Origin of the sequence: Alicyclobacillus dauci (assembly GCF_026651605.1) — a bacterium.
Taxonomy (GTDB): Bacteria; Bacillota; Bacilli; order Alicyclobacillales; family Alicyclobacillaceae; genus Alicyclobacillus; species Alicyclobacillus dauci.
On sequence record NZ_CP104064.1, the window covers coordinates 2,702,549 to 2,724,952 of the forward strand.

23 protein-coding genes are annotated in these 22,404 nt (G+C 51.4%); 1 reads left to right on the top strand and 22 read right to left on the bottom strand.

The window, feature by feature from the left end:
• From truB to rimP, 8 genes are all read right to left on the bottom strand, one after another.
• Window positions 1–921, bottom strand: a complete 921-nt coding sequence (gene truB, locus NZD86_RS13750; protein WP_268042527.1) for a tRNA pseudouridine(55) synthase TruB — start codon at window positions 919–921, stop codon at window positions 1–3.
• Complete coding sequence (locus tag NZD86_RS13755; protein WP_268042529.1) at window positions 918–1,925, bottom strand: DHH family phosphoesterase; 1,008 nt, start codon at window positions 1,923–1,925, stop codon at window positions 918–920. The genes truB and NZD86_RS13755 overlap by 4 nt, the downstream gene beginning before the upstream one ends.
• Window positions 1,926–1,939: 14 nt before the next feature.
• Window positions 1,940–2,308, bottom strand: coding sequence for a 30S ribosome-binding factor RbfA (rbfA, locus tag NZD86_RS13760; protein ID WP_268042531.1), 369 nt, complete (start codon window positions 2,306–2,308; stop codon window positions 1,940–1,942).
• A 26-nt stretch (window positions 2,309–2,334) separates the two neighbouring features.
• On the bottom strand, window positions 2,335–5,169 hold the full coding sequence (gene infB, locus NZD86_RS13765; protein ID WP_326492670.1) for a translation initiation factor IF-2: 2,835 nt from the start codon (window positions 5,167–5,169) through the stop codon (window positions 2,335–2,337).
• Between the two features lie 19 nt (window positions 5,170–5,188).
• A complete protein-coding gene (locus NZD86_RS13770) occupies window positions 5,189–5,536 on the bottom strand; it encodes a L7Ae/L30e/S12e/Gadd45 family ribosomal protein (protein WP_268042536.1) in 348 nt (115 codons plus the stop codon).
• Between the two features lie 2 nt (window positions 5,537–5,538).
• Window positions 5,539–5,820, bottom strand: coding sequence for an RNase P modulator RnpM (gene rnpM, locus NZD86_RS13775; RefSeq protein WP_268042538.1), 282 nt, complete (start codon window positions 5,818–5,820; stop codon window positions 5,539–5,541).
• Between the two features lie 40 nt (window positions 5,821–5,860).
• Window positions 5,861–6,979 carry a transcription termination factor NusA gene (gene nusA, locus NZD86_RS13780; RefSeq protein WP_268042540.1) on the bottom strand — a complete coding sequence of 373 codons (1,119 nt, stop codon included), beginning with the start codon at window positions 6,977–6,979 and terminating at the stop codon, window positions 5,861–5,863.
• A 62-nt stretch (window positions 6,980–7,041) separates the two neighbouring features.
• On the bottom strand, window positions 7,042–7,515 hold the full coding sequence (gene rimP, locus NZD86_RS13785) for a ribosome maturation factor RimP (RefSeq protein ID WP_268042542.1): 474 nt from the start codon (window positions 7,513–7,515) through the stop codon (window positions 7,042–7,044).
• A gap of 536 nt (window positions 7,516–8,051) precedes the next feature.
• On the opposite strand from rimP, the gene typA reads away from it, so the two are divergent.
• The gene (gene typA / locus NZD86_RS13790) at window positions 8,052–9,887 is read left to right on the top strand and encodes a translational GTPase TypA (RefSeq protein ID WP_268042544.1); all 1,836 of its coding nucleotides are present in this window, start codon (window positions 8,052–8,054) and stop codon (window positions 9,885–9,887) included.
• A 14-nt stretch (window positions 9,888–9,901) separates the two neighbouring features.
• Here typA and pheA read toward each other — a convergent pair whose 3' ends face one another.
• The 14 genes from pheA to NZD86_RS13860 all read right to left on the bottom strand — a co-directional run bounded on the left by pheA (window position 9,902) and on the right by NZD86_RS13860 (window position 22,384).
• Window positions 9,902–10,804: a prephenate dehydratase gene (pheA, locus tag NZD86_RS13795; RefSeq protein WP_268042546.1), complete on the bottom strand. Its 903-nt coding sequence runs from the start codon at window positions 10,802–10,804 to the stop codon at window positions 9,902–9,904.
• Window positions 10,805–11,124: 320 nt separating this feature from the next.
• On the bottom strand, window positions 11,125–12,393 hold the full coding sequence (locus NZD86_RS13800) for a M50 family metallopeptidase (protein ID WP_268042548.1): 1,269 nt from the start codon (window positions 12,391–12,393) through the stop codon (window positions 11,125–11,127).
• A gap of 4 nt (window positions 12,394–12,397) precedes the next feature.
• Window positions 12,398–13,621: a 1-deoxy-D-xylulose-5-phosphate reductoisomerase gene (locus NZD86_RS13805; protein WP_268042550.1), complete on the bottom strand. Its 1,224-nt coding sequence runs from the start codon at window positions 13,619–13,621 to the stop codon at window positions 12,398–12,400.
• Entirely contained in the window at window positions 13,582–14,379 is a 798-nt protein-coding gene (locus tag NZD86_RS13810) for a phosphatidate cytidylyltransferase (RefSeq protein WP_268042552.1), read from the bottom strand. The genes NZD86_RS13805 and NZD86_RS13810 overlap by 40 nt, the downstream gene beginning before the upstream one ends.
• 8 nt (window positions 14,380–14,387) lie before the next feature.
• Window positions 14,388–15,161 carry an undecaprenyl pyrophosphate synthase gene (locus tag NZD86_RS13815; RefSeq protein WP_268042554.1) on the bottom strand — a complete coding sequence of 258 codons (774 nt, stop codon included), beginning with the start codon at window positions 15,159–15,161 and terminating at the stop codon, window positions 14,388–14,390.
• 20 nt (window positions 15,162–15,181) lie between these two features.
• Window positions 15,182–15,739: a ribosome recycling factor gene (gene frr, locus NZD86_RS13820; RefSeq protein WP_268042556.1), complete on the bottom strand. Its 558-nt coding sequence runs from the start codon at window positions 15,737–15,739 to the stop codon at window positions 15,182–15,184.
• Complete coding sequence (gene pyrH, locus NZD86_RS13825; protein WP_268042558.1) at window positions 15,732–16,466, bottom strand: UMP kinase; 735 nt, start codon at window positions 16,464–16,466, stop codon at window positions 15,732–15,734. Before pyrH ends, frr begins: the two co-directional genes overlap by 8 nt.
• Before the next feature lie 79 nt (window positions 16,467–16,545).
• Window positions 16,546–17,199, bottom strand: a complete 654-nt coding sequence (gene tsf / locus NZD86_RS13830) for a translation elongation factor Ts (protein ID WP_268042560.1) — start codon at window positions 17,197–17,199, stop codon at window positions 16,546–16,548.
• Between the two features lie 100 nt (window positions 17,200–17,299).
• Complete coding sequence (gene rpsB / locus NZD86_RS13835; protein WP_268042562.1) at window positions 17,300–18,004, bottom strand: 30S ribosomal protein S2; 705 nt, start codon at window positions 18,002–18,004, stop codon at window positions 17,300–17,302.
• A 157-nt stretch (window positions 18,005–18,161) separates the two neighbouring features.
• Entirely contained in the window at window positions 18,162–18,743 is a 582-nt protein-coding gene (locus NZD86_RS13840; protein WP_268042564.1) for a hypothetical protein, read from the bottom strand.
• Between the two features lie 26 nt (window positions 18,744–18,769).
• A complete protein-coding gene (locus NZD86_RS13845; RefSeq protein WP_268042566.1) occupies window positions 18,770–19,258 on the bottom strand; it encodes a chemotaxis protein CheD in 489 nt (162 codons plus the stop codon).
• Window positions 19,251–19,862, bottom strand: coding sequence for a chemotaxis protein CheC (locus NZD86_RS13850; protein WP_268042568.1), 612 nt, complete (start codon window positions 19,860–19,862; stop codon window positions 19,251–19,253). Before NZD86_RS13850 ends, NZD86_RS13845 begins: the two co-directional genes overlap by 8 nt.
• Before the next feature lie 5 nt (window positions 19,863–19,867).
• A complete protein-coding gene (locus NZD86_RS13855) occupies window positions 19,868–20,341 on the bottom strand; it encodes a chemotaxis protein CheW (RefSeq protein WP_268042570.1) in 474 nt (157 codons plus the stop codon).
• Window positions 20,342–20,356: 15 nt separating this feature from the next.
• Window positions 20,357–22,384, bottom strand: coding sequence for a chemotaxis protein CheA (locus NZD86_RS13860; protein ID WP_268042572.1), 2,028 nt, complete (start codon window positions 22,382–22,384; stop codon window positions 20,357–20,359).
• Window positions 22,385–22,404 lie beyond the last annotated feature (20 nt).

The following is a 22,404-nucleotide window of genomic DNA, read 5'->3' on the forward strand; positions in this document are numbered from 1 at the left end:
CTATCCCCTCTTCCAAAACACTTTCTTAGGCTTTAACTGTCCCCCATCTGAACAACCTGTCACAGACGCAACAGCCGCCAAATCGCCTTCAAATGAAATGAAGACAATGTCATCATCATTGAGTTCCGCCGGCTCCATAGGAACCTCCGAAAAGGAAACTTGCTGACCGTTGGCCAGCCGCTCTATGACTTGCCGAGATACGGTCACTTGTCGATCCGCGCTCAGATACGCTAGTGGAGACGATAGAAATTGCAGAGGGTCATCACTTTCGAGAAACGCATCAAGCGTCACGGCGTCAGCCAATTTTGCTACGCCCACCGATGTTCGACGAAGCGACGCCATATGGGCTGGTAGGTTCAGTAGCTCCCCGAGATCGCGGCACAATGCTCGGATGTAAGTCCCTTTTGAGCAAACTACCTCAAACCGAGCTTTCGCCACGTCCCCATCTATTTCCAAGGCACCCACCCGAAAGGATGATATATGTACTTCGCGGCTGGGCATGTCAACTTCTTCCCCGGCACGTGCTAACTCATACGCTCGTTTTCCATTCACATGAACTGCAGAGTAGGCTGGTACAGTCTGCTGAATGGTTCCCGTCAGCTTGCGAGCCGCATCGGCTACCTGACTGTCATTTAAATCACCGATGGACGCCGTCGTGACGACTTTCCCATCAGCATCGTCCGTATCCGTTCCAATACCAAAAACAACTTCGCCGGTATAGCCTTTTTCCCACGCGGTAAGATACTCTAAAACGCGTGTCGCATCACTCACGCACACAACTAAGAGCCCGCTCGCAAGCGGGTCTAATGTGCCGGCATGACCAACCCGGCGTATATGTAATTTACGTCTAATCTTCTGAACAACATCATGCGACGTTGGACCAGTTGGCTTGTCGATCAGTAACACGCCACCGTGCTTCAAAATTGCACCGCCTCCAACACCGACGCTACGATAGGTTCAATTTGCGACCGAGCCACGGAAAGTGGTCCATTCAAGACACATCCCGCTGCACGCGCATGCCCTCCGCCGCCAAAGTGCTGAGCAATTCGGGCCACATCGACGTGCCGCTTAGAACGCAAACTAGCTTTCACGGAGCCGCCCGGTCGCTCTCGCAACAATACACCGACTTCCACCGTCTCCACAGACCTTGCAAAAGCCACAAGCCCCTCCACATCGTCTTCCGACGCGCCAGCCAACGTCAACATGGAACGGTCAACCGAAATAAACGCATATCGACCGTCGTTAGAAATAAACATGTCTCGCAATGCTAACTGAAGCAATGTCATTTGGGATCTGGTACGCGCCTCTAAAGCTGGTTCTGCAATGTCGTACGGTTGGACGCCACATTCCAGCAATTCAGCAGCAATCTGGTGTACGGTTCGAGTGGTATTCGGATAGCTGAACCCACCCGTATCCGTGAGTATTCCTGTATACAAACATTTAGCCAAATCCTCAGCGATAGGGACCTGAAGGTACTTTGCAATGTGGTAGATCAGCTCACAGGTGGCTGCTGCATCGGGATCGACGCAAGCAGCTTCACCGTAGAGCGGGTTCGTTTGGTGATGGTCAATGTTTACCACTTGCGCACGTTCACACAATGCGGAAGCAACAGGGGCAAACCGGCCATTGTCAGCACAATCAACTGCGAGGACTCGAGAAAAGACGCCTAGATCGCCATCTGTAATGAAGCGAATACGGTCATACATGGGGAGAAACCGAAAACGTTCCGGCAGCACTTCGCCAACCAGGAGCGTCCACTCCTTCCCCAGTGCATCCAAAATATGCGCAATTGCCAGGGCGCTGCCTAGTGCATCCCCATCGGGCCGTTCATGCGTGACGATAAGCCACGAGGGCGAAGCTAAAATTGCGTCCGAGACGCGCTTAACCGCTTCGAAATCCCGCGGAGCCGGTTGCCACTCTGCCATCCTTCTGCCTCCCGTTAATCGCCATCCACCTTTGATTCTTCTTCTCGGTGAATGGTTCTCAGAACGCGCTCAATGTGCGCGCTGTACTCTCCCGAATCATCCAGACGAAACATCAGTTCCGGCGCCACGCGCATATGGAGCCGACGTGCCACTTCGCCGCGAATAAACCCGCTCGCCTTGGAAAGGGCCGCTACACTCGGCTCCTTCTCGTCGTGACTGCCAAAGACACTGACGTATACCTTTGCGTGTTGCAAATCCCCCGACACTTCGACTCGAGTGATGGTCGCGAAGCCAACTCGCGGATCCTTCAAACTCGTTCGGAGAATGTCGGAAATTTCCTTTTTCATTTGCTCAGAAACTTTTTGAACGCGAATTCGAGACACTTTTCACCCTCCGTCTAACGACGTGGTTAGGCTGGTTTGACGGCTTCCATGACAAACGCTTCAACAACATCACCAATCTTGATGTCGTTAAACTTATCAAGCGTAATACCACATTCGTAACCAGTCTGAACTTCACGCGCGTCGTCTTTGAATCGTTTCAACGAGTCCAGTTTTCCCTCGTAAACGACGATTCCATCGCGAATGAGACGAGCTTCCGCATCTCGGGACATTTTACCATCCGTGATGTAACAGCCAGCAACGGTTCCGATTCTCGAGATGGTAAATGTTTCACGAACTTCGGCGTGACCCAAAACCACTTCCTTGAACTCAGGTGCCAGCATCCCCTTCATGGCCGACTCGAGTTCCGACATGACGTTGTAAATCACACGGTACAGGCGAATATCGACTTTTTCGGCTTCCGCCATACGTTTTGCATTGACATCTGGGCGAACATGGAAACCGATGATGATGGCATTCGACGCGGTTGCCAGGGAAACATCCGATTCCGTGATGGCGCCGGCACCCTTGTGGATGACATTGACACGAACGCCAGAGACATCGATTTTCTCAATGGACTGCACCAATGCTTCCACCGAGCCCTGTACATCCGCCTTCACGATCACGTTCAATTCCGCAACGTTGCCCTCTTGAATTTGACGGTACAAATCATCCAATGTCACTTTCGAAGTCGTCTGCAATTGTTCTTGCTTTTCACGGTTTGTTCGCTTATCGACCAGATGACGCGCACTGCGCTCGTCATCATACACGACAAATTGGTCACCAGCGCTCGGCACACCGTTCAGGCCTTGGATTTCCACTGGTGCTGAAGGTCCCGCCTGCTTCAGACGACGCCCAACATCGTTTACCATGGCACGAACGCGACCGTAAGTCGTTCCGGCGACAACGATATCGCCGACTTTTAGTGTTCCATTCTGGACGAGAACCGTTGCAACAGAACCGCGTCCCTTATCCAACTTCGCCTCGATTACCGTACCGCGAGGCCGAGCATCTGGATTTGCCTTGAGTTCCTGAACGTCCGCTACAAGAAGAACCATCTCCAGCAGTTCGTCGAGTCCCTCATGCTTCAACGCGGAAATTGGAGCAAAAATGGTTTCGCCGCCCCACTCTTCCGAGACCAGACCATATTGGGTCAGTTCTTGCTTCACCCGATCCGGATTGGCATCTGGCTTATCCATCTTATTGACAGCGACGATAATGGGCACGTTTGCGGCCTTTGCGTGGTTGATAGCCTCAATCGTCTGAGGCATGACGCCATCGTCTGCTGCCACGACCAAGATGGTTACATCAGTAATTTGGGCACCACGTGCGCGCATCGTTGTGAACGCTTCGTGACCCGGTGTATCCAAGAACGTAATGAGTCGATCATTGACCGTCGCTTGATACGCACCAATATGTTGCGTAATACCGCCAGATTCCGTCGCTGTAACCTTGCTTTCGCGAATGGCGTCGAGAAGCGTGGTTTTACCGTGATCGACGTGTCCCATAATGGTCACCACTGGCGGACGCGGACGAAGCGATTCCGGAGTATCTTCTTCGACCAACATGTCGAGCGCGTCCTCGTCAACCGGCTCTACGACATTGACCTTGACGCCAAAATCTTCTGCGATGAGTTCCATTGTATCCGTGTCGATATCCTGATTGATGGTCGCCATTGTGCCAAGCAGCAACAGCTTCTTAATCAACTCAGCCGGTTCACGTTTAAGAAGTTTTGCGAAGTCGCCCACCGACATCGGACCCTCAACCGTAACTTCCGTTGGCAGAACTGGTGCCTGATTACGGCCTCCGCGACGCTTCGAGCGTTGTAACTTGGTCTCGTTAAACTCTTCGCGACGTGCGAAGCCTTCCCTATCGCGTCCCTTTTCCTTTTCCTTATCTTTGCGCAGACTTCCTGGTGCGGTCGGTTTGCTTGCACCGGACATCTGTGCACCACCCGCAGGACGGCCACCACCGGCTCCGCCACCGAAGCGACTTCCACCACCTGGACGGCCACCGCCGCCAGCACCAGGACGGCCAGCGCCACCCGGACGGCCACCGCCTGTTCCGCCGCCGAAACGACCACCACCACCAGCACGGTTATCGCGTCCACCGCTGCCACCGGAGCCGAAACCACCGCCGCCGCGGTTGTCACGTCCACCTGGACGTCCGCCACCTGTTCCACCGGCGTACCCGCCAGTTCCGCTATTGCTGTAGCGCGAGCCGCCGCTATTCCCGCCCGTGTATCCACCGCTGCGGTTGTCACGCGAGCCACTGCCACTACCCGTGCGGGGTCCACGAGACGAGAAGTTGCCATCACCGCTATGTTGACGTGGGCGACTTTGGCCGTCTCCGACGCGCGCCCGGTCTCCACCCTGGCCAGCTCGTCCGGCATCCCCCCGGGGGTCGTCGTACCGGCGACCTTCACCCTGAGGTCGTGACGCACCTGTAGAACCGTCATTGGTTCGCGTCCGAACTTGACCGTTGTCGCGACCTTCGCTTCCTTCGCGGCTATCTCGACGCCCATATCCTGGGCGTTCACCATCTCGACTCGTCGATCTCGCCGTTTGACCCGTTTGCTGGGACACCGGGCGTTCTCGCGAACGATCCCCATTCCCTTGAACAGTTGTTCCAGCACCGGATTCTGCTTTGCGTTCTGTCTCCGATCGATGTTCTTCTTGACGCCGCTGTTGTCGTTCGCGCATTTCCTTCTCCACCTCATGCGCATGCCGCTCAGCCGCGCGTTTCTTTACATCTGAAAAAAAGTTTTCTACTTTCCCAATCGTGGCTTCATCCATCACACTCATGTGATTGGCCACAGGAATATCCAATCGGCCTAATATCGTCAGGATTTCCTTGCTCGACATGTTCAGCTTCTTGGCATATTCATAGACTCGGACTTTCGTCAAACGCTCCACCCCCGTGTAGTTCCCCGAACCGTTCCAGTAATTTGTCAGCGAATCCCGGGTCCATTACCGCGATGGCCGCTGCCTCATCCCGTCCAATAGCCCGACCAAGCGAACCTTTGTCCGCAAAAGTCACGACCGGAACGTCGTACGAATTTGCCTTATCTTGCAATTTCTTGCGACCGTTCGCGCCAGCGTCCTCGGTCACGATGACGAGTTTGGCCTTCCTTGCTGTAACAGCCTGTAAGATCCGCTCCTGTCCGTCAACAAGTTGCCCTGCACGCTTGGCGAGACCAATTAAGCCGTAAACGCGGTCTATCCCACTCACACTCACGACGGTCTCACCGCCTCGTTTAACTGTTGTTCCAGTGCATGATACACGGCTTCCGGGATACTCATTTTCAACGCACGTTCCAGTGACTTGCGTTTCATCGCCATGTGTAGGCAGTTCTCGTCCGGACACAAATACGCGCCACGACCATTTCGTTTTCCAGTTGAATCGATAAGCACTTCACCCTCAGGGGTGTGTACCACGCGTATCAACTCTCTCTTCGGACGCATTTCCTGGCAACCGACGCACTTACGCAACGGCACTTTCCGCACTTTGTTCATGACTTCTCCCTCCTTTATGATCCGCCGTGTGCCCTGAGGATTATGGCTCGTTCAACCAATCTTCCGAGAGGGTCCCAAAGGAACCTTCTTCTTCAGCGTCATTCAACTCACTAAACAACCCGGAATCAGACGCCTGCGACTCGCTCTTAATATCAATTTTCCAACCGGTCAACCGTGCAGCCAAACGTGCGTTTTGGCCTTCTTTGCCAATCGCAAGCGATAATTGATAGTCAGGCACGATAGTACGTGCGATTTTTCCCTCTTCATCAATCTGAACTTCCACGACTTTCGACGGTGAAAGTGCATGCGCTACGAATTGTGCCGGATCTTCGCTCCACTCGATGATATCGATTTTCTCACCGTTCAACTCGTTGACGACAGATTGAACACGTGCTCCACGTGTTCCCACGCATGCACCTATGGGGTCAACTTCAGGATTCCGTGAATGAACCGCGATCTTCGACCGATAACCCGCTTCCCTAGAAACGGCCTTAATCTCGACAACACCCTCGTAAATCTCAGGAACTTCCAGTTCAAACAAACGTTTCAAGAGACCCGGATGGCTCCGAGACACGACGATTTGCGGTCCCTTCGTCGTCCGCTCTACGCGAGCGATAAACACCTTGATACGATCTCCCATGTGCAGGTGATCAGTCGGCATCTGTTCAGAGAGCGGTAAAATCGCTTCAGTTTCACCGAGATCGATGTAGGCTACGCGCGGGTCAATTCGCTGTACAATGCCCGACACAACCTCTTCTTCACGATCGACGAATTTCCCATAAATGACAGATCGCTCAGCCTCGCGAATGCGCTGCGTCACGACTTGTTTGGCAGTTTGTGCCGCAATCCGACCGAAGTCACGCGGTGTTACTTCAATTTCCACCACGTCGCCCACGTGATAACTCGGACTCATGTCACGTGCGGCGTCGAGAGAGATCTCAAGCCTCGTATCTTCCGGTTCTTCAACAACCGTTTTCCGGGCGAACACACGAACTTCGCCGTTATCACGGTGAATGTCCACGCGTACGTTGGCAGCCGAGTTGAAGTTCCGTTTATAACCAGAAATGAGAGCGGCTTCGATTGCCTCGAGCAATACTTCCTTATCAATTCCTTTTTCACGCGCCAACTGTTCAAGCGCTTCTAAAAAGTCGACGTTCATGGAAGGGAACCTCCCCCTTTCCGCACTTTTTCAAGTTGCGTTACGTTTTCAAATGCGTTCTGTTACATTTCAACAGCCAGCCGCGCCTGAGCGATCTTCTCTGTCGGAATTTCCAACCGATTTGTACGCGTCTTCACGCGAATCTCCAGTTCCAATACGGACTCGTCATAATTGCATAGAATCCCCTCAAAGGTCTTTTGACCATCCAGGGGTTCATAAAGCGAAATGTGAACATGTTCGCCAATAGCCCGCACGTAGTCAGCCGGTTTTTTCAACGGACGCTCGGCACCCGGAGACGAGACCTCAAGGAAATAGGCATTCGGAATTGGATCAACAATATCCAATTGTTCGGAAAGCTGCTCGCTGACTCGACTGCAATCGTCGATATCCACGCCTTCAGGCTTGTCGATGAAGACACGAAGATACCAATTGGTGCCTTCCTTTTTATACTCAACATCCACAAGCTCGACGTGCTCTGCTTCCACAATGGGAAGCGCCAAGCGCTCAACAATATCCGTCACACGTTCCTTTGCCACACGTCATCCTCCTTGATTTCTAACGCCCACCTGTACGCCGAAAAGTGCCAAGCATAAATCAAAGAGTGGGATTTTCCCCACTCTTGTCCGTACGCGGTATACGAAGCCTAACGGCTCCATTATATCATCGACCAATATTGCCTGCAAACACCACGTGTCCCAAACAATGCGCGAACCACCCATATCCTCATGCCACGCGTTTTGAAAAACTGAACCCTATGCTAATCCACTCATTCCAATTTGTCCACACATTCCACACATATTATGGCTCACTGCCCCCGAAAAAAACTCTACGGCCAGTTACGCAGTTCGCATTTAACTACATTAACTATATGCATACTCAGCCCATATTGGTTAAAATACGAATGCTCGTCCGTTCGACTCAGCACGAATTCAGCAGGAATCAGGAGACTTGTAAACGCAAAACGGATCGTTCGAACTTTCCGAAAATATCCCTATAGGTGACAACGTGAACGCTACGTGCTATCGTTTTAGCGGCATGCTACAAGGGTGCCACGAAGATTAAGGAGGAAGTCATGCATACCGAGATTACCCGGATGCGCAATGTCGCAATTGTCGCTCACGTCGATCACGGCAAAACCAGCCTAGTCGACCAATTGCTCCGGCAGTCTGGCCTGTTTCGTGAAAACGAGCAAGTTCACGAGCGTGCCATGGACTCAAACGATCTAGAGCGCGAGCGCGGCATTACCATTCTCGCAAAAACAACAGCTATTCCCTATAAAGATTACCGCATCAACCTCGTCGATACACCTGGCCACGCGGATTTCAGTGGCGAAGTGGAACGCATCGTGAAGATGGTCGACGGCGTTTTACTGGTTGTCGATGCATTTGAAGGCGTCATGCCGCAAACGCGGTTCGTCCTCGAAAAGGCACTTGGTGCTGGACTTGTCCCGGTCGTTGTCGTCAACAAAATGGACCGTGAAAATGCTCGTCCGCTCGAGGTCATCGACGAAGTCCTCGATTTATTTATCGATCTCGGCGCCAGTGAAGATCAACTCGAATTCCCTGTCGTTTACACGTCGGCTATTATGGGCACGTCGACAAATGACTTAGATGTCAAGGGCGAGAACATGGAACCATTGTTTAACGCGATTGTTGAACATATCCCTGCCCCCGACGTCGACCCCGACGGTCCCCTCCAGTGGCAAGTGACGATGCTCGATTACAACGAGTACCTTGGTCGGATAGGCATCGGTCGAATCGCGCGTGGTGCCCTTCACCAAGGCGAGACAGTTGCGCTCATCCAACGCGATGGGACAATCGTTCAAAAGCGCGTTCAGAAGTTGTTTGCACACCAAGGTTTGCGCCGTATCGAGGTGGAGAAGGCTTACGCTGGAGACATCGTCGCTGTGGCTGGTATTCCGGAGATCATGGTCGGAGAAACCGTCGCGGACCCGGCAAATCCAGAAGCGCTGCCACTTCTCCGAATTGACGAGCCGACCCTGGAAATGACTTTCATGGTCAACAACAGCCCGTTTGCTGGTCAAGACGGCCCACACGTGACATCTCGTAAGCTGCGCGAACGTTTGTTCCAAGAGCTAGAATCTGACGTCAGCCTACGTGTGGAAGAGACCGAGGACGCGGACGTTTTCCTGGTTGCGAGCCGTGGTGAACTACACTTGTCCATCTTGATTGAGACGATGCGTCGCGAAGGTTACGAATTACAGGTATCCAAACCTCACGTCATTGTTCGTGAAGAGAACGGGCAACGAATGGAGCCGATAGAGGAGTTCGTTGCAGACGTACCGTCCGACTCAGTGGGTTCCATCATCGAAGCACTAGGTTTTCGCAAAGGTGAAATGGTGAGCTTGGCCCCGAGCGAGCAAGGGGATATGACTCGTCTCATATTCCACGTTCCTACTCGCGGTCTAATCGGTTTCCGTACAGAATTCCTGACCCTCACAAAAGGGTACGGGACCATGCACCATCGTTTTCACGAATACGGGGCTTGGCGCGGTGCGGTTACAACGCGGCGTCAAGGTGTTCTCGTATCAATGGACACGGGTGATGCCACCGCTTATAGCTTAGGCAACCTGGAGGACCGCGGCACGATGTTTGTCACACCAGGAACCCCGGTGTACGAAGGTATGATTGTTGGCGAGCACACTCGCGAGAATGATCTGACCGTTAACGTGACGAAGGCGAAACACCAATCCAACGTTCGATCCGCCACAAAGGACGAGACTGTACGTCTGAAGGCGGCGAGATCGATGTCGTTAGAAGAATCCATGACATATATCGAAGACGACGAACTATGCGAGGTCACGCCCCATTTTGTTCGACTGCGCAAACGCGTATTGAACAAAGCGGAACGCGAAAAATCCGAAAAGAGGAAACGCCAAGAGGCGTAGTCCATAGTCGTTGATTAGGCACCATGGCATACCGGATACGCGCCGAGTACGACGACGTCTATTCCTTGTGACGTCAGCTGAGCAATTACTTCAACAAGTAGCTGCTCGGCGCGGACATGGTCCGGCTGGAGCGAAACGTCCACATAGAATACATAGTTCCCCAGTTGATCGCCCACTGGTCTCGATTCAACTCGAGCCAAGTTCATCCCGAAGTCTGCAAATGGCTGTAACGCCCCTACCAGCCCGCCAGGCTGATGTCCAACACCACGCAAGCACAGCGATGCGACGAACTCATTTTCCTGAAGTCCAGATTTACCGCCAACAACGATTGCACGTTTCCCTACGAGAGCAAACCGCGTTACATTGCCCGCTTTGTCCTCCGCAGGTTCCGGAATATACGAGAGTCCGTACCGGTCAGCAGCCCGTCGGCTGCCAATCGCCACAGCGTCCGCATGGTCATGCTCGGACACCATTCTCGCTGCCTCAGCCGTGCTATTCACTGCAACGAGTGCAGCATTCGGACACAGCTGCGCAATGTGATTTTGACATTGAGCGAGCGCCTGTTGGTGAGAATACACATGTTTGACACGAGAAAATTCTGTCCCGTCTCGATAAATGGCATAGTGATGAATGGGAAGTGTTAAGGCTATCAGCATTTTAGGCGCTTCCGGTTTTGACTTGGTCTCCACCATGCTTTTCATGAGTACATCCCAGGTTTGTGTAACAGCACCTTGAATGCTGTTCTCAATGGGAACGCAGGCAAACGTGTCAACGGCTTCATCACGAAAAACTTGTTCAACCGCGGCGGGAATGGATGAGCAGGGAACCAATTCACCCGCCATACCGCAGACTGCTTGAAGTTGTGCTGCCGCCTCATGACTGTGCGTACCTTCAGGGCCTAGATAGAACCATTTCACTGAACATCCCTCCGATGATTCCCGCAATACTCCCGTTTACTGAGCTAAACGCTCTCTCTTTTTGCAGCTAATGTTCGTTGGTTTTACATGGGCTTCTCCGTAATTTCGCCAATGTAGTCGTATCAACCTGCTCAAATATTGAATCCGGTTCGGAAAATTCCTATTGCAGCAAAACACACATTGTTCCAGTGTTTACAGTCACATGCTATGCGCAAACGCATGACCCCATACTCAGTCCTACCATAATAGCCCGAATCAAAAATCGCTCAACAGCTCATGCGCGAGCACGGCTATCGAGCGATCGATTTCGTTGATTACGTTTAAAACAGGTGCGTAACATCGCGATATGTGATCACGACTGCAAACAGCATGAGAAGGGCAAATCCAACGAAGTGGACGAACCCCTCCTTTTGCGGGTCGACTTTTCTGCCACGGATTAACTCAACCAATATAAACAGCAGTCGACCACCGTCAAGAGCCGGGATCGGAATGAGATTGAACAGACCGAGGTTCAAACTCAATACACCGGCAATCATGACAACATGCCAAAAACCAAAACGCACCTGCTGCGTGATCACGTCCGCAATACCCACGGGACCCGACAATGCGGCATATTGGTGCTGGACGACAAGACTTTTATAGCCTTGAAGCGTTAGCCATGTGTCGCGGACCAGGGCTGAGAAGCCTGACGGGATTGTGCGCAGCGGGTTGTGTGTTACGACGGACTCAATTCCAATGACTGGAACACCTTGTTTTGTCATCTCTGGTGTCACAGCTACAGTTCGGTCGACTCCTCCACGCTTCACGGTGATGTTGAGGGGCTGAGGGTGACCGGTCGTACTGGCTGATCCTGATCGGATACGATTGACGAGCTGTATCCAGTTCCCTATCGGCTCATGATTGAGCATGACAATTTTATCCCCAGGCTGCAGTCCTGCCACCTGAGCAGGTGTACGCGGTTCAACCTGAGAAATAACAGTCGTCCGAACGCCGGTGTAGGTGTTGACAGCGGCAAACAATACACCCGCTAGCAAAAAGTTCATCACAGGTCCAGCCAAAATAATGGCCGCTCGCTTATATAACGGCTTACCCAATACCTGTTCATGCTTTTCGACAAGAGGAATGGATGATCGGGCATTCATCATAACCCGAGCGTATGGCTTGACTTTAAATGTTCTAACGCCCTCAGCTGTCTCGATGGACATTTCCAGTTTATCTGTCAAGTCCGCACGCCTGACAACGCCCACGTACGCTTTCGGCATGTCCTTCGGGTCTCCGAGTGTGATGATCTGTAACGACTCATTCAATTCGTAAGCGACCTCGTGGCCCACCGGAAACCACGTTTCTTGTGGAGCCTCGCCAGCCATTTGGACGAAACCGCCAAGCGGTAACAGCCGCACTGAATACTCAGTGCCACCCCGGACCCACTTAAACAATTTCGGACCAAACCCGATGGCAAACACAGGAACTGCCACGCCACTCTTTTTAGCCACGTAAAAATGACCAAATTCATGCAGCGTGACGCAAACGGCAAACACGGCAATGATGGCAATGGCCGCCTTTACGTAAAAGAGTAGGTCAAAAGGCAATCGTTCATCCGCCCTTCATTAAGATGGCTCGTGCCCGGTCACGCGCTTGCCCATCCATCGCGATCACGTCATCCACTGATGTGGGTGAACCAGATCCAAGTGCCTCCAGCGTCGATTCCACAGTCTGCGAAATCTCCACAAAGGAAATCACTCCAGACAAAAACGCGTCCACAGCGACTTCATTCGCAGCATTTAGCACGCAAGGTGCATATCCACCACGACACCCAGCCTGGACAGCAAGCTTCAGTGCTGGAAACTTGTCCGTATTTGGCTCTTCGAATGTGAGTTGATTGTATGTCTTGAAATCCAGCCGTGGCCAAGGCAGAGATACCCGCTCTGGGTACGTCAGTGCATATTGAATGGGTAAGCGCATGTCGTGTGTTGCGAGCTGTGCCATCACAGAGCCGTCGACATACTCGATCATCGAGTGGACGATACTCTGTGGATGTACGAGCACTTCAATCTTATCATATGGTGCCGCAAACAAATGATGCGCTTCAATTACTTCTAACCCTTTGTTCATCATTGTTGCACTGTCAACTGTGATCTTCTTGCCCATACTCCAGTTCGGGTGTTGGAGTGCGTCCTCCACTGTCACTTGTTGTAGTTTCTCGGGATCAAGCAGCCGAAATGGCCCACCGGAAGCGGTTAAAATAAAACGTTCAACTTCTGATGGTGTTCCCCCTAGCAAAGCCTGGAACAGCGCACAGTGTTCACTGTCAACGGGAACAATTTCGGCATGCGCAGCTTCCGCTTCTGCCATGATGAAGGACCCTGCCGCAACCAGACACTCCTTGTTTGCCAGTGCGAGGCGTGCACCGCGACGTACAGCGATAAGTGCCGGCATGATGCCGCGCGCCCCCATGACAGCATTGACTAAGACATCGGTCGGATACTCGGCACAAACATTGAGCCCCTCATCCCCCACCACAATGGCGGGTTTGTTTTTGCTGCCCAAGAGTCCCAACAATTCCCGACTGGCCTCTTCGTCGGCAACACCTACAAGTTCAGGTTCAAATAATTTAATTTGGTCCGCCAACAAAACCATGTTATGGCCAGCAACAAGGACTGGCACTCGAACTGCATCCCCAAGTGCTTTGATCACTTCGAGTGTACGGGTGCCAATTGCCCCCGTCGATCCCAGTACTGCCACCGTTTGCATCTCGTCACCCCATATGTAATCTACTATCATCGAAACCAGTTCGGCAGCCCATGTAGCACGAGCCACAAGGCCAAGGGCGCAGCAAATATCAAGCTGTCGACTCGATCAAGCATACCTCCATGCCCCGGAAGAATTTTGCCCGAATCCTTGACGCCAGCCGTTCTTTTATACGCGCTCTCAATCAAATCTCCTAACTGGCCAGCGATGGATATGACCGCACCAGTTACTGCATAGGCCCATCCATCATATACCGGATGTGCAATCAAACCAAACAACGCGGCGCCGACTGCGGCACCGATAATGCCACCGATTGCCCCGCTGATCGTCTTTTTGGGGCTGATCTCGCGAATGAGTTTGGGACCTTTTACAAGTCTCCCCACAAAATATGCCGCAGTGTCAGACATCCAAATGGAGATTAAAAAAAACCACAGCCAGAACCACCCCAACGGCATGGCCCGCAGAGCACCAAGCGCATATCCACCAGTTCCGATATACACGGCACCGATGGTTTGAAGAGCCATGGTCTTCATCTCTACTCGATTTAAGCTGAGCACCGGAACAGCGAGGACGATTGAAACAAGGACATACAGTGCGATCGGATGATAAAAAAAATGCGGGAACCACTCGCAAACGGTTACAAGTAGGATCCCGTATACCGTCGTACCCCCGTACCACCTTGCCTTGTGCATCGTAGCAAACTCACCAAAAGCGGCGATCGTGCATACCCAAACAAGCCATTTCCACGCTATCCCGTTCCCCAACACCAGGACACCAAGCACGACCAGCCCTGCTATCGTGGCTGTGATTACGCGTTGCTTCAGCATCGCGACACCTACTCTACATCTCCAAATCGACGCTTACGCCCGCCATATTCAACTATGGCCTTGTACAATTCGTCTTTGTTAAAGTCTGGCCACAGGACATCCGTAAACCATAATTCAGCATATGCTGACTGCCAGATCAAAAAGTTACTCAACCGAATTTCGCCACTCGTGCGAATGACTAAGTCGAGAGGCGGCAAGCCAGCTGTATCCAAATACGTCTCAAAACTTTCTTCTGTCAACTCGGCCACACCGATTCGGCCGTTCGACACATCCTCGGCAACCTTCGACATAGCAGAAATGAGTTCCGCACGACCGCCGTAGTTGAGGGCAAAATTGACTGTCATACCCATATTCTCTGCTGTCTTCTCCAGGGAGTTCTTAACGGTTTCCTGTGTATATAGTGGAAGTTGACCGATATCCCCCATGAACCGAACTTGAACACCGCGGGAAACAAGCTCATCGATCTCGGTGCGAAAAAACTGCTCCGGCAGTCTCATGAGGTACTCAACTTCAGGCAGTGGCCGCTTCCAGTTTTCGGTAGAAAAAGCATACAAAGTGATACACTCAATACCAAAATCATCACACGCCCGAATCGCTTCCCGCATAGCTAGCATCCCGGCATGATGACCTGCCATACGAGGCAGTCCGCGTTTGCGTGCCCACCGACCGTTGCCGTCCATAATAATCCCGATGTGGCGTGGTTTGATTTTGAGTGGCGGATGCTCGACTGTCTTCGTACTGGTTTTATGCCCGCGCCCAAACCCCTTAAACAAGTCTCGCATCCTCCTCAATCCGTTGAAAGTCAGACTTGGGTAACGTCCTTCTCTTTATCTTCTAACAAACTGTCAACCTGCGCAATGAACTTATCTGTCACTTGCTGAATTTTGTCCATGAAGCGACGCACTTCGTCCTCCGTCAGGTCACCGTTCTTTTCTGATTTTTTCAACTCATCATTTCCATCTCGACGAACGTTTCGGATGGAAATACGAGCCTCTTCGGCCAACTTACGAACTTGTTTCACTAATTCTTGCCGACGTTCTTCAGTTAAAGCCGGAATACTGAGACGAATGACATTACCGTCATTAGCAGGATTCAAGCCTAAATCAGACCGCTGAATTGCTTTCTCAATTTCCGAGAGCATGGACTTTTCCCACGGAGAGATAACGAGGAGTCTTGGTTCGGGAGAACTGATTCCTGCAACTTGATTGATGGGCATTGGAGAGCCGTAATACTCCACAGTCACCTTATCCAGCATCGCAGGTGTTGCCCTTCCTGCCCGAACAGATGCAAATTCGCGACGCAGATTGCTCAAAACCTTGTCCATACGCTCTTGAACGTTTTGAATCACTGAATCACTCATAAGTAGCACCCTTTCCAACCATTGTCCCAATTTTTTCTCCCATGACAGCCCGGCGGATGTTCCCGTCTTTATTTAATGCAAAGACTAACAGCGGAATATCGTTGTCCATACAGAGTGATGCGGCGGTGGAATCCATGACGCCAAGCCCCTCATTCAACACTTGCATAAACCCGACAGACGTATACTTCGTTGCAGACGGGTCCTTTTGTGGGTCCGCCGTGTACACGCCATCTACACCATTTTTCGCCATCAGAATGACTTCTGCCTCGATCTCGGCAGCGCGCAAAGCGGCTGTAGTGTCAGTCGAAAAGAACGGATTCCCCGTGCCGCCAGCAAAAATGACCACTCGCCCCTTTTCAAGATGGCGAATCGCCTTTCGGCGAATGTACGGCTCAGCCACTTGTGACATTTCTACTGACGTTTGAACACGAGTGTCAATACCAATTTTCTCAAGAGCGTCCTGCAAAGCAAGTGCATTCAACACGGTGGCCAGCATACCCATGTAGTCCGCAGTGGCACGGTCCATACCGCGAGCGCTGCCCGAGATGCCACGCCAGATATTGCCTCCGCCCACCACTACTGCAACTTGCACATCTAGATCTGCCACGTCTTTAATTTGGCTCGCAATGTCGTCAATCGTCAGTGGATCAATACCGTAACCCTGGCTTCCTGCCAATGCCTCGCCGCTTAGTTTAAGAATCACGCGACGATATTTCGCTGCTGTCAAGGCTGTCCCTCCGCTCGTCAAGAACTTGTGTAGACGTCACGCGAGGGAACACTTGTGTGTTCCCTCGACATACTTATCATTAGCTGCGAATTTGTGCCATGACTTCGTCAGCAAAGTTGGTTTCTTCCTTTTCAATGCCTTCGCCGACCACGTAACGGGCAAAGCGACGAATGGAGATGTTTTCGCCAATCGTAGCGATTTTTTCTCTCAGCAGCGTGTCAATTGTCTTGTCCGTGTCTTTAACGAATTGTTGTTCAAGCAAGCAGATGTCCTTGAAGAACTTATCAATTCGCCCTTCCACGATCTTATCAACGATATTTGCCGGCTTCCCTTCGTTCAGTGTTTGATTACGAAGGATTTCTTTTTCTTTCTCCACGACTTCCGCCGGAACTTCTTCACGGCGAACGTATTGTGGCGCTGCTGCGGCAATGTGCATAGCGATATCCTTCACAAAACTACGGAAATCCTCATTCTTTGCCACAAAGTCCGTCTCACAGTTCACTTCGACGAGAACACCAATCCGACCGCCTGCATGGATGTAAGATTCGACCAGCCCTTCAGCGGCAACACGACCAGCTTTCTTTGCGGCAGAAGCCAAACCGCGTTCACGCAAGACTTCCTGCGCACGTTCCATGTCACCCTCCGCTTCCGTCAACGCCTTCTTGCAATCCATCATCCCCGCACCGGTTTTTTCACGCAATTCTTTTACCATTGCTGCAGTTACTTCAGCCATGTGTTAAATCCTCCTCAATGTATGTACTGACGACTTGCGAAAAAAAATTACACAAAAAAGGTGACGAGAGCTCAACGCACCCGTCACCTCCCGAAATACATTACGCAGTAGTTTCTTCGCCTTGTCCCTGTGTACCCTCAATTACAGCATCCGCCATTTTAGCCGTGAGCAAACGTACAGCGCGGATTGCATCGTCGTTGCCCGGAATAACATGGTCGATTTCATCTGGATCACAGTTTGTATCAACGATTGCTACAATGGGAATTCCCAACTTGTGTGCCTCAGCAACAGCAATGCGTTCTTTCCGAGGGTCAATAATAAACATAGCACCAGGCATTTTTGTCATGCCTTTGATACCGCCCAGGAATTTCTCAAGACGTTCCATTTCTTTCTTCAAAAGGATTACTTCCTTCTTTGGAAGCACATCAAATGTACCATCTTCCTGCATCCGTTCAAGTTGTTGCAAACGACGGATTCGTTTTTGGATGGTATTAAAGTTGGTCAATGTACCACCTAACCAACGTTGATTCACATAAAACATGTTAGAGCGTTCAGCCTCTTCTTTGACTGCTTCTTGGGCTTGCTTCTTCGTACCAACGAAAAGGATGCTTTCGCCAGATGCAGCGAGTTCACGTACAAAGTTGTAAGCTTCCTCAACTTTGCGAACTGTCTTTTGCAAGTCGATAATGTAAATGCCGTTACGCTCTGTGAAGATGTACCGTGCCATCTTCGGATTCCAACGACGTGTTTGGTGCCCGAAGTGTACACCAGCTTCGAGCAGTTGTTTCATCGAAATAATTGCCAAAACAATTTCCTCCTTTAAGTTAGGCCGCCGAACAACTCATTCATTTCACCAACCGAGACGGCACTGGGTGAAATGTCGTTGATCGTGTGTTCTCCACCATGGTGGGCCATTGCACTGCTGATTAATATAGCATAACCATAGCCATACAGGCAATAAACTATTCACCTGATTCTGTTTCATGCGATTCCGGAGCAGACATAAGTCTTTTCACGTAATTTACGTCGTCTACACGCACAGACAAGAGATCTGCAATTTCCTCATCTGACTTACCTGCATCAAGCAGGTCAAGAATGTCAAAGTACTTGTCGTGATTTTCCAGTCCGTGTTCCTCGACGGCCCGTGTTGCTGACTCATCTTCATCAGCAACCACACGAGTCCGATCAACGGTTGGTTCCACTGGTGGGACATGAACACTGCTTGACATCTTCTGCAGCGAATGACTCATCTCTTGTTGTACAGTTTCCAGTTCTGTTAATCTCCGCTCCAGATCTGAATAGCGAGCACTCATTTCTGCATGGATTTCGCGAAGAATTTTAATGGCTTCCTTATCAGCACGATTACTTTCAACAGTCTGATGCCGGATCGGAGAAGGTGACTTCTGAGGTATTCCCAAACGGGCACCTGAACGCATCCATTTCACGATTCCAAACAGGCCCCCATGATTCTTCCAACCACCAGAGACTACGTACAAAACAAAAATCAAGACAATACACACAATGGCTAAAATAAGCGTTGTCATCTCTTCGTCCCTAACCTAACTACCGCCTAGATTTGCCGTTCTTCGCCGCGAGCGGTACGAATATGTAACATGCGCGAGGGCAAATCGAAGCGTACGGTTCTGCCAAAGCTTCCGCCCACATCGTGCGACACAACGGGTACTCTTAATTCCTCTAGCAACTGGCGAACAGATTCCACATTTCGGTCCCCAATTCGAAGCGATTCGGTCTGTAGGTTACGAAACATCTGTGCCCCGCCTGCATATTTTGCCCGCAACCGAGTCAAACTTGCACCGTGCTGTAACATCTCCTGTACCAACCATGTCATACCTGTATCAGCATACTTTTGTGGATGTAATGGTGTTGAGTTCGGGCTGGTTGGTAACATAATGTGTACCATACCCGCAATTTCAAGTGTTGTGTCATACAAAACCAGACCAACACAGGAACCGAGACCCGTGGTGGTGAGTGTCCCGGCACCGGAAATGACAGCTCCTTCAGCAATTCCAATTCGGACTTGCACCGTTTGGTCAGCCATTTTCCAGTTTTCCTCGCAAAATGCCTAGAAGTGTATCCAGCTCATTAACGTCAGGCAGCATGAAAAAGTGTCCATCAATTGACTGCTTCCCTTGGCTAAGGGATGTGCTGATGAGAATCGCTTCGTTTTCATCTGTACTGCTCGTCATGAGACCAATGTCAAGAACGGCTGCGGCCATATCAATAGCCACAGACGGGACGGACTGATTTAAATGAATACCGCACAACGTACTGATGGCCGTCACATACGCTCCACTGAGAATGTTGCCCACCTCAGCAATGGCTGACAGTTCAAGATCCGTGTAGTCATCCCGACTTTCAACTGGTTCAATCAACCGGTCCAACAAGCGGTCCACGCTCGACAGAGATAAAAGCACGAACATGTTGCTGGGAATCTGCCCGACAATCCGAATAAATACAGCAGCAACAATATTGTCAGCCCCGCCAACAACATCAACAATATCCTCCAGGGGACAAAGGCGAGCATCCGTGACCGACATGTTCACGCGCTCACGAAGCAACACGGATAATGCCATAGCCGCATGTCCGGCACCAATATTGCCAAATTCCCGAAGTGCATCGGCTGTTCTTTCATCGAGCTCCATCCGACTCATCCTTTAACGTGCTTCTCGACTTCCTGTAACTGTTCAAGTTCCACATCTGATAGAATCTTTTCGAGATTGAGCAGTACGAGGAGGCGCTCACCAACATGCGCAATGCCTTGTAAATAAACGGCCTGCAAACCACCGACGACAGAGGGAGTCGGTTCTATCGCGCTCTCGTCCACCGTGCATACGTCTTCCACAGCATCCACAATCATTCCAACAGTTGTACCGGCCACATCCACAACGACAATACGCTGACTGTCGTCAGACGTCTGTCGTTGTGATGATAGTCCCACGCGTTCCCGCAAATCGATAACGGGCGTGATCGTCCCCCGAAGATTCACAACACCTTTGATATAACTGATAGTTCCCGGAACGGGCGATATGTCCAGCATGCGCTCCACAGACATCACCTGGAGGATATTTGCTCCGTAGTGCTCCGTTCCTATTTTCATCATGACAAATTGTGATTCGGCCATTCTCTTATTCCCCCCTTAATGACGGTCTTGGAAAAATTGGTGAACGTCCACAATCAGAGCGACGTGCCCATCACCGAGAATGGTTGCCCCCGTAAACATCTTGTTCCCTTCCAGATATTTTCCAAGCGGCTTGTTCACAACTTCCAGCTCGTCTACTACGTCGTCGACAGTCAGTGCCAACCACCTTTGGCCCTCACGACAAATAACCGCGTTCCAAGGGTAGTCTTTCTGCGCGCTGTGGGAGAAGAATTGGTCCCCCAGATCAACGATAGGAATGACCTTATCTCGATATTTGAGGACGGGCCGTTCATGCACCCAGTCAATATGTTCACGCGTCAAGCGCGCTACTTCTTCAACACCGCTGGTGGGCAGCGCGAACAATTCCTCACCGACCTGAACGAGCATGGCCTGCAAAATAGTCAGTGTTAACGGGAGCTCGATAATGAACGTCGTCCCTTGACCAACCGTGGACTCGATTCGAATAATGCCGCCGAGTGCCTCAACCTTGCCGCGAACGGCATCGAGTCCAACACCGCGCCCGGATATGTCAGACACGGTCGCAGCCGTACTGAATCCAGATGCGAATAGCAGTTCGTGAACCTGTGCGTCCGACATCGTTTGCGCCCGAGCGGGATCGACAACACCTTTTTTAATGGCAGATTGCAGAACGCGATCACGATGAATACCGCCCCCATCATCCGCAACCTCCAAGTGTACATGCCCACCGGATGCGAATGCGGACAGGCGGATTGTGCCGCGCCGAGGCTTCCCGGCCTGTTCCCGTTCCGCTGGAGACTCAAGCCCATGGTCTGCCGCGTTCCGGAGCAAGTGAACCAATGCCTCGCCCATTTCGTCCATGACAGTCCGGTCCATTTCGGTTTCCAGTCCGGTCATTTGGAAGTCAAACTCGCGGTCCAGTCTCTTTTGGATGTCGCGCATCATTCTCGGGAAGCGCTGGAACAACGATTCCACTGGCATCATTCGCATGCTCATGACGCCGTCCTGAAGAGACTCAGAAAGCCGACCAATTTGCTCACTGACATCGCGAAGCGCTGTGTTATCTGCATCCTTGGCGAGCATCTCCAAGCGTGTCTTGGCAATGACAAGTTCACTCAAAATATTCATAAAGTCGTCAATCCGGTTGACCGGTACGCGAAGCGTCTGTTCGCGATTCCGTTGCGTCGATGCCTGTGTGCTGCCTGTCTTCGCTTGATCTTGTGCCTGTACACTGTCAACAGGTTTGGACTCGGCACTTGCGCCTTTCTCGGCAACGGTCTCGCCAGTAGACGCCACTTCTTGGTTTGGAGAACTCAACTGCTTCCAATCAATAAACGTAACCTGCTTGACCTCGGTGATATCCGCAACAGCCTGTTGAACATCGTCGAACGTACCGGTACGAAGCACAATTGCTAACAGGACAGACCCGTCAAAATCGCCCTCTTCCAAAATCGGCGCATCCGGTGAAGATCCCAGGCAATCAGCATAGTTGTCGAGCGCTCGCATGACCATGACCATCCGGACGCCCTTCATGACGCAGCTAGGCTCGAGATCAACCTTTAATACACCTACCAATGATCCACCGCGCTCCAACTGTTGAAGCATATTCATGACATTCGCGTCGAGCGTTCCGGATTCGGTTACAGTATTTGTAGCTTCTGGTTCCTCGTTCAGAATCTTCGCTAGCTCTTTAATAACAGCGGAGTGATCGATACCTGTTTCGTCACCTTGTTCGCGAAGTACCTCCAAGTTGTTTGTCAATCCATCAATGGCCTGGAAGAATACATCGACAACCTCACTCCGAAAGACATCGGGATGTTGCCTCACATAGCCCAAGGTGTCTTCCATGTGGTGTGTCAAATCCGCCATTTTAGCATATCCCATGGTTGCACTCATACCTTTTAGCGTATGAGCCGCACGAAACATTGCAGCAAACGTATTGTCGTCCGCTCCCTGCTGTTCCAGAGCTAAACACAGTTCATTCAGTGTACTTAAATTGTCTTCTGTCTCTGCAAGAAACGCACCAAGATATTCACTTGTATCCACATTGTCCATCTCCCTATTCC

What these genes read in the sequence shown, in the direction of transcription:
- NZD86_RS13755 (WP_268042529.1), bottom strand. Translation starts at nt 1,925, where the DNA reads ATGGCAGAGTGGCAACCGGCTCCGCGGGATTTCGAAGCGGTTAAGCGC.
- infB (WP_326492670.1), bottom strand. Translation starts at nt 5,169, where the DNA reads ATGTCGAGCAAGGAAATCCTGACGATATTAGGCCGATTGGATATTCCT.
- NZD86_RS13845 (WP_268042566.1), bottom strand. Translation starts at nt 19,258, where the DNA reads ATGGCTGACCAAACGGTGCAAGTCCGAATTGGAATTGCTGAAGGAGCT.
- NZD86_RS13815 (WP_268042554.1), bottom strand. Translation starts at nt 15,161, where the DNA reads ATGCGAGACTTGTTTAAGGGGTTTGGGCGCGGGCATAAAACCAGTACG.
- NZD86_RS13840 (WP_268042564.1), bottom strand. Translation starts at nt 18,743, where the DNA reads ATGACAACGCTTATTTTAGCCATTGTGTGTATTGTCTTGATTTTTGTT.
- typA (WP_268042544.1), top strand. Translation starts at nt 8,052, where the DNA reads ATGCATACCGAGATTACCCGGATGCGCAATGTCGCAATTGTCGCTCAC.
- NZD86_RS13855 (WP_268042570.1), bottom strand. Translation starts at nt 20,341, where the DNA reads ATGGCCGAATCACAATTTGTCATGATGAAAATAGGAACGGAGCACTAC.
- frr (WP_268042556.1), bottom strand. Translation starts at nt 15,739, where the DNA reads ATGAGTGATTCAGTGATTCAAAACGTTCAAGAGCGTATGGACAAGGTT.
- NZD86_RS13810 (WP_268042552.1), bottom strand. Translation starts at nt 14,379, where the DNA reads ATGCTGAAGCAACGCGTAATCACAGCCACGATAGCAGGGCTGGTCGTG.
- rnpM (WP_268042538.1), bottom strand. Translation starts at nt 5,820, where the DNA reads ATGAACAAAGTGCGGAAAGTGCCGTTGCGTAAGTGCGTCGGTTGCCAG.
- tsf (WP_268042560.1), bottom strand. Translation starts at nt 17,199, where the DNA reads ATGGCTGAAGTAACTGCAGCAATGGTAAAAGAATTGCGTGAAAAAACC.
- NZD86_RS13850 (WP_268042568.1), bottom strand. Translation starts at nt 19,862, where the DNA reads ATGGAGCTCGATGAAAGAACAGCCGATGCACTTCGGGAATTTGGCAAT.
- nusA (WP_268042540.1), bottom strand. Translation starts at nt 6,979, where the DNA reads ATGAACGTCGACTTTTTAGAAGCGCTTGAACAGTTGGCGCGTGAAAAA.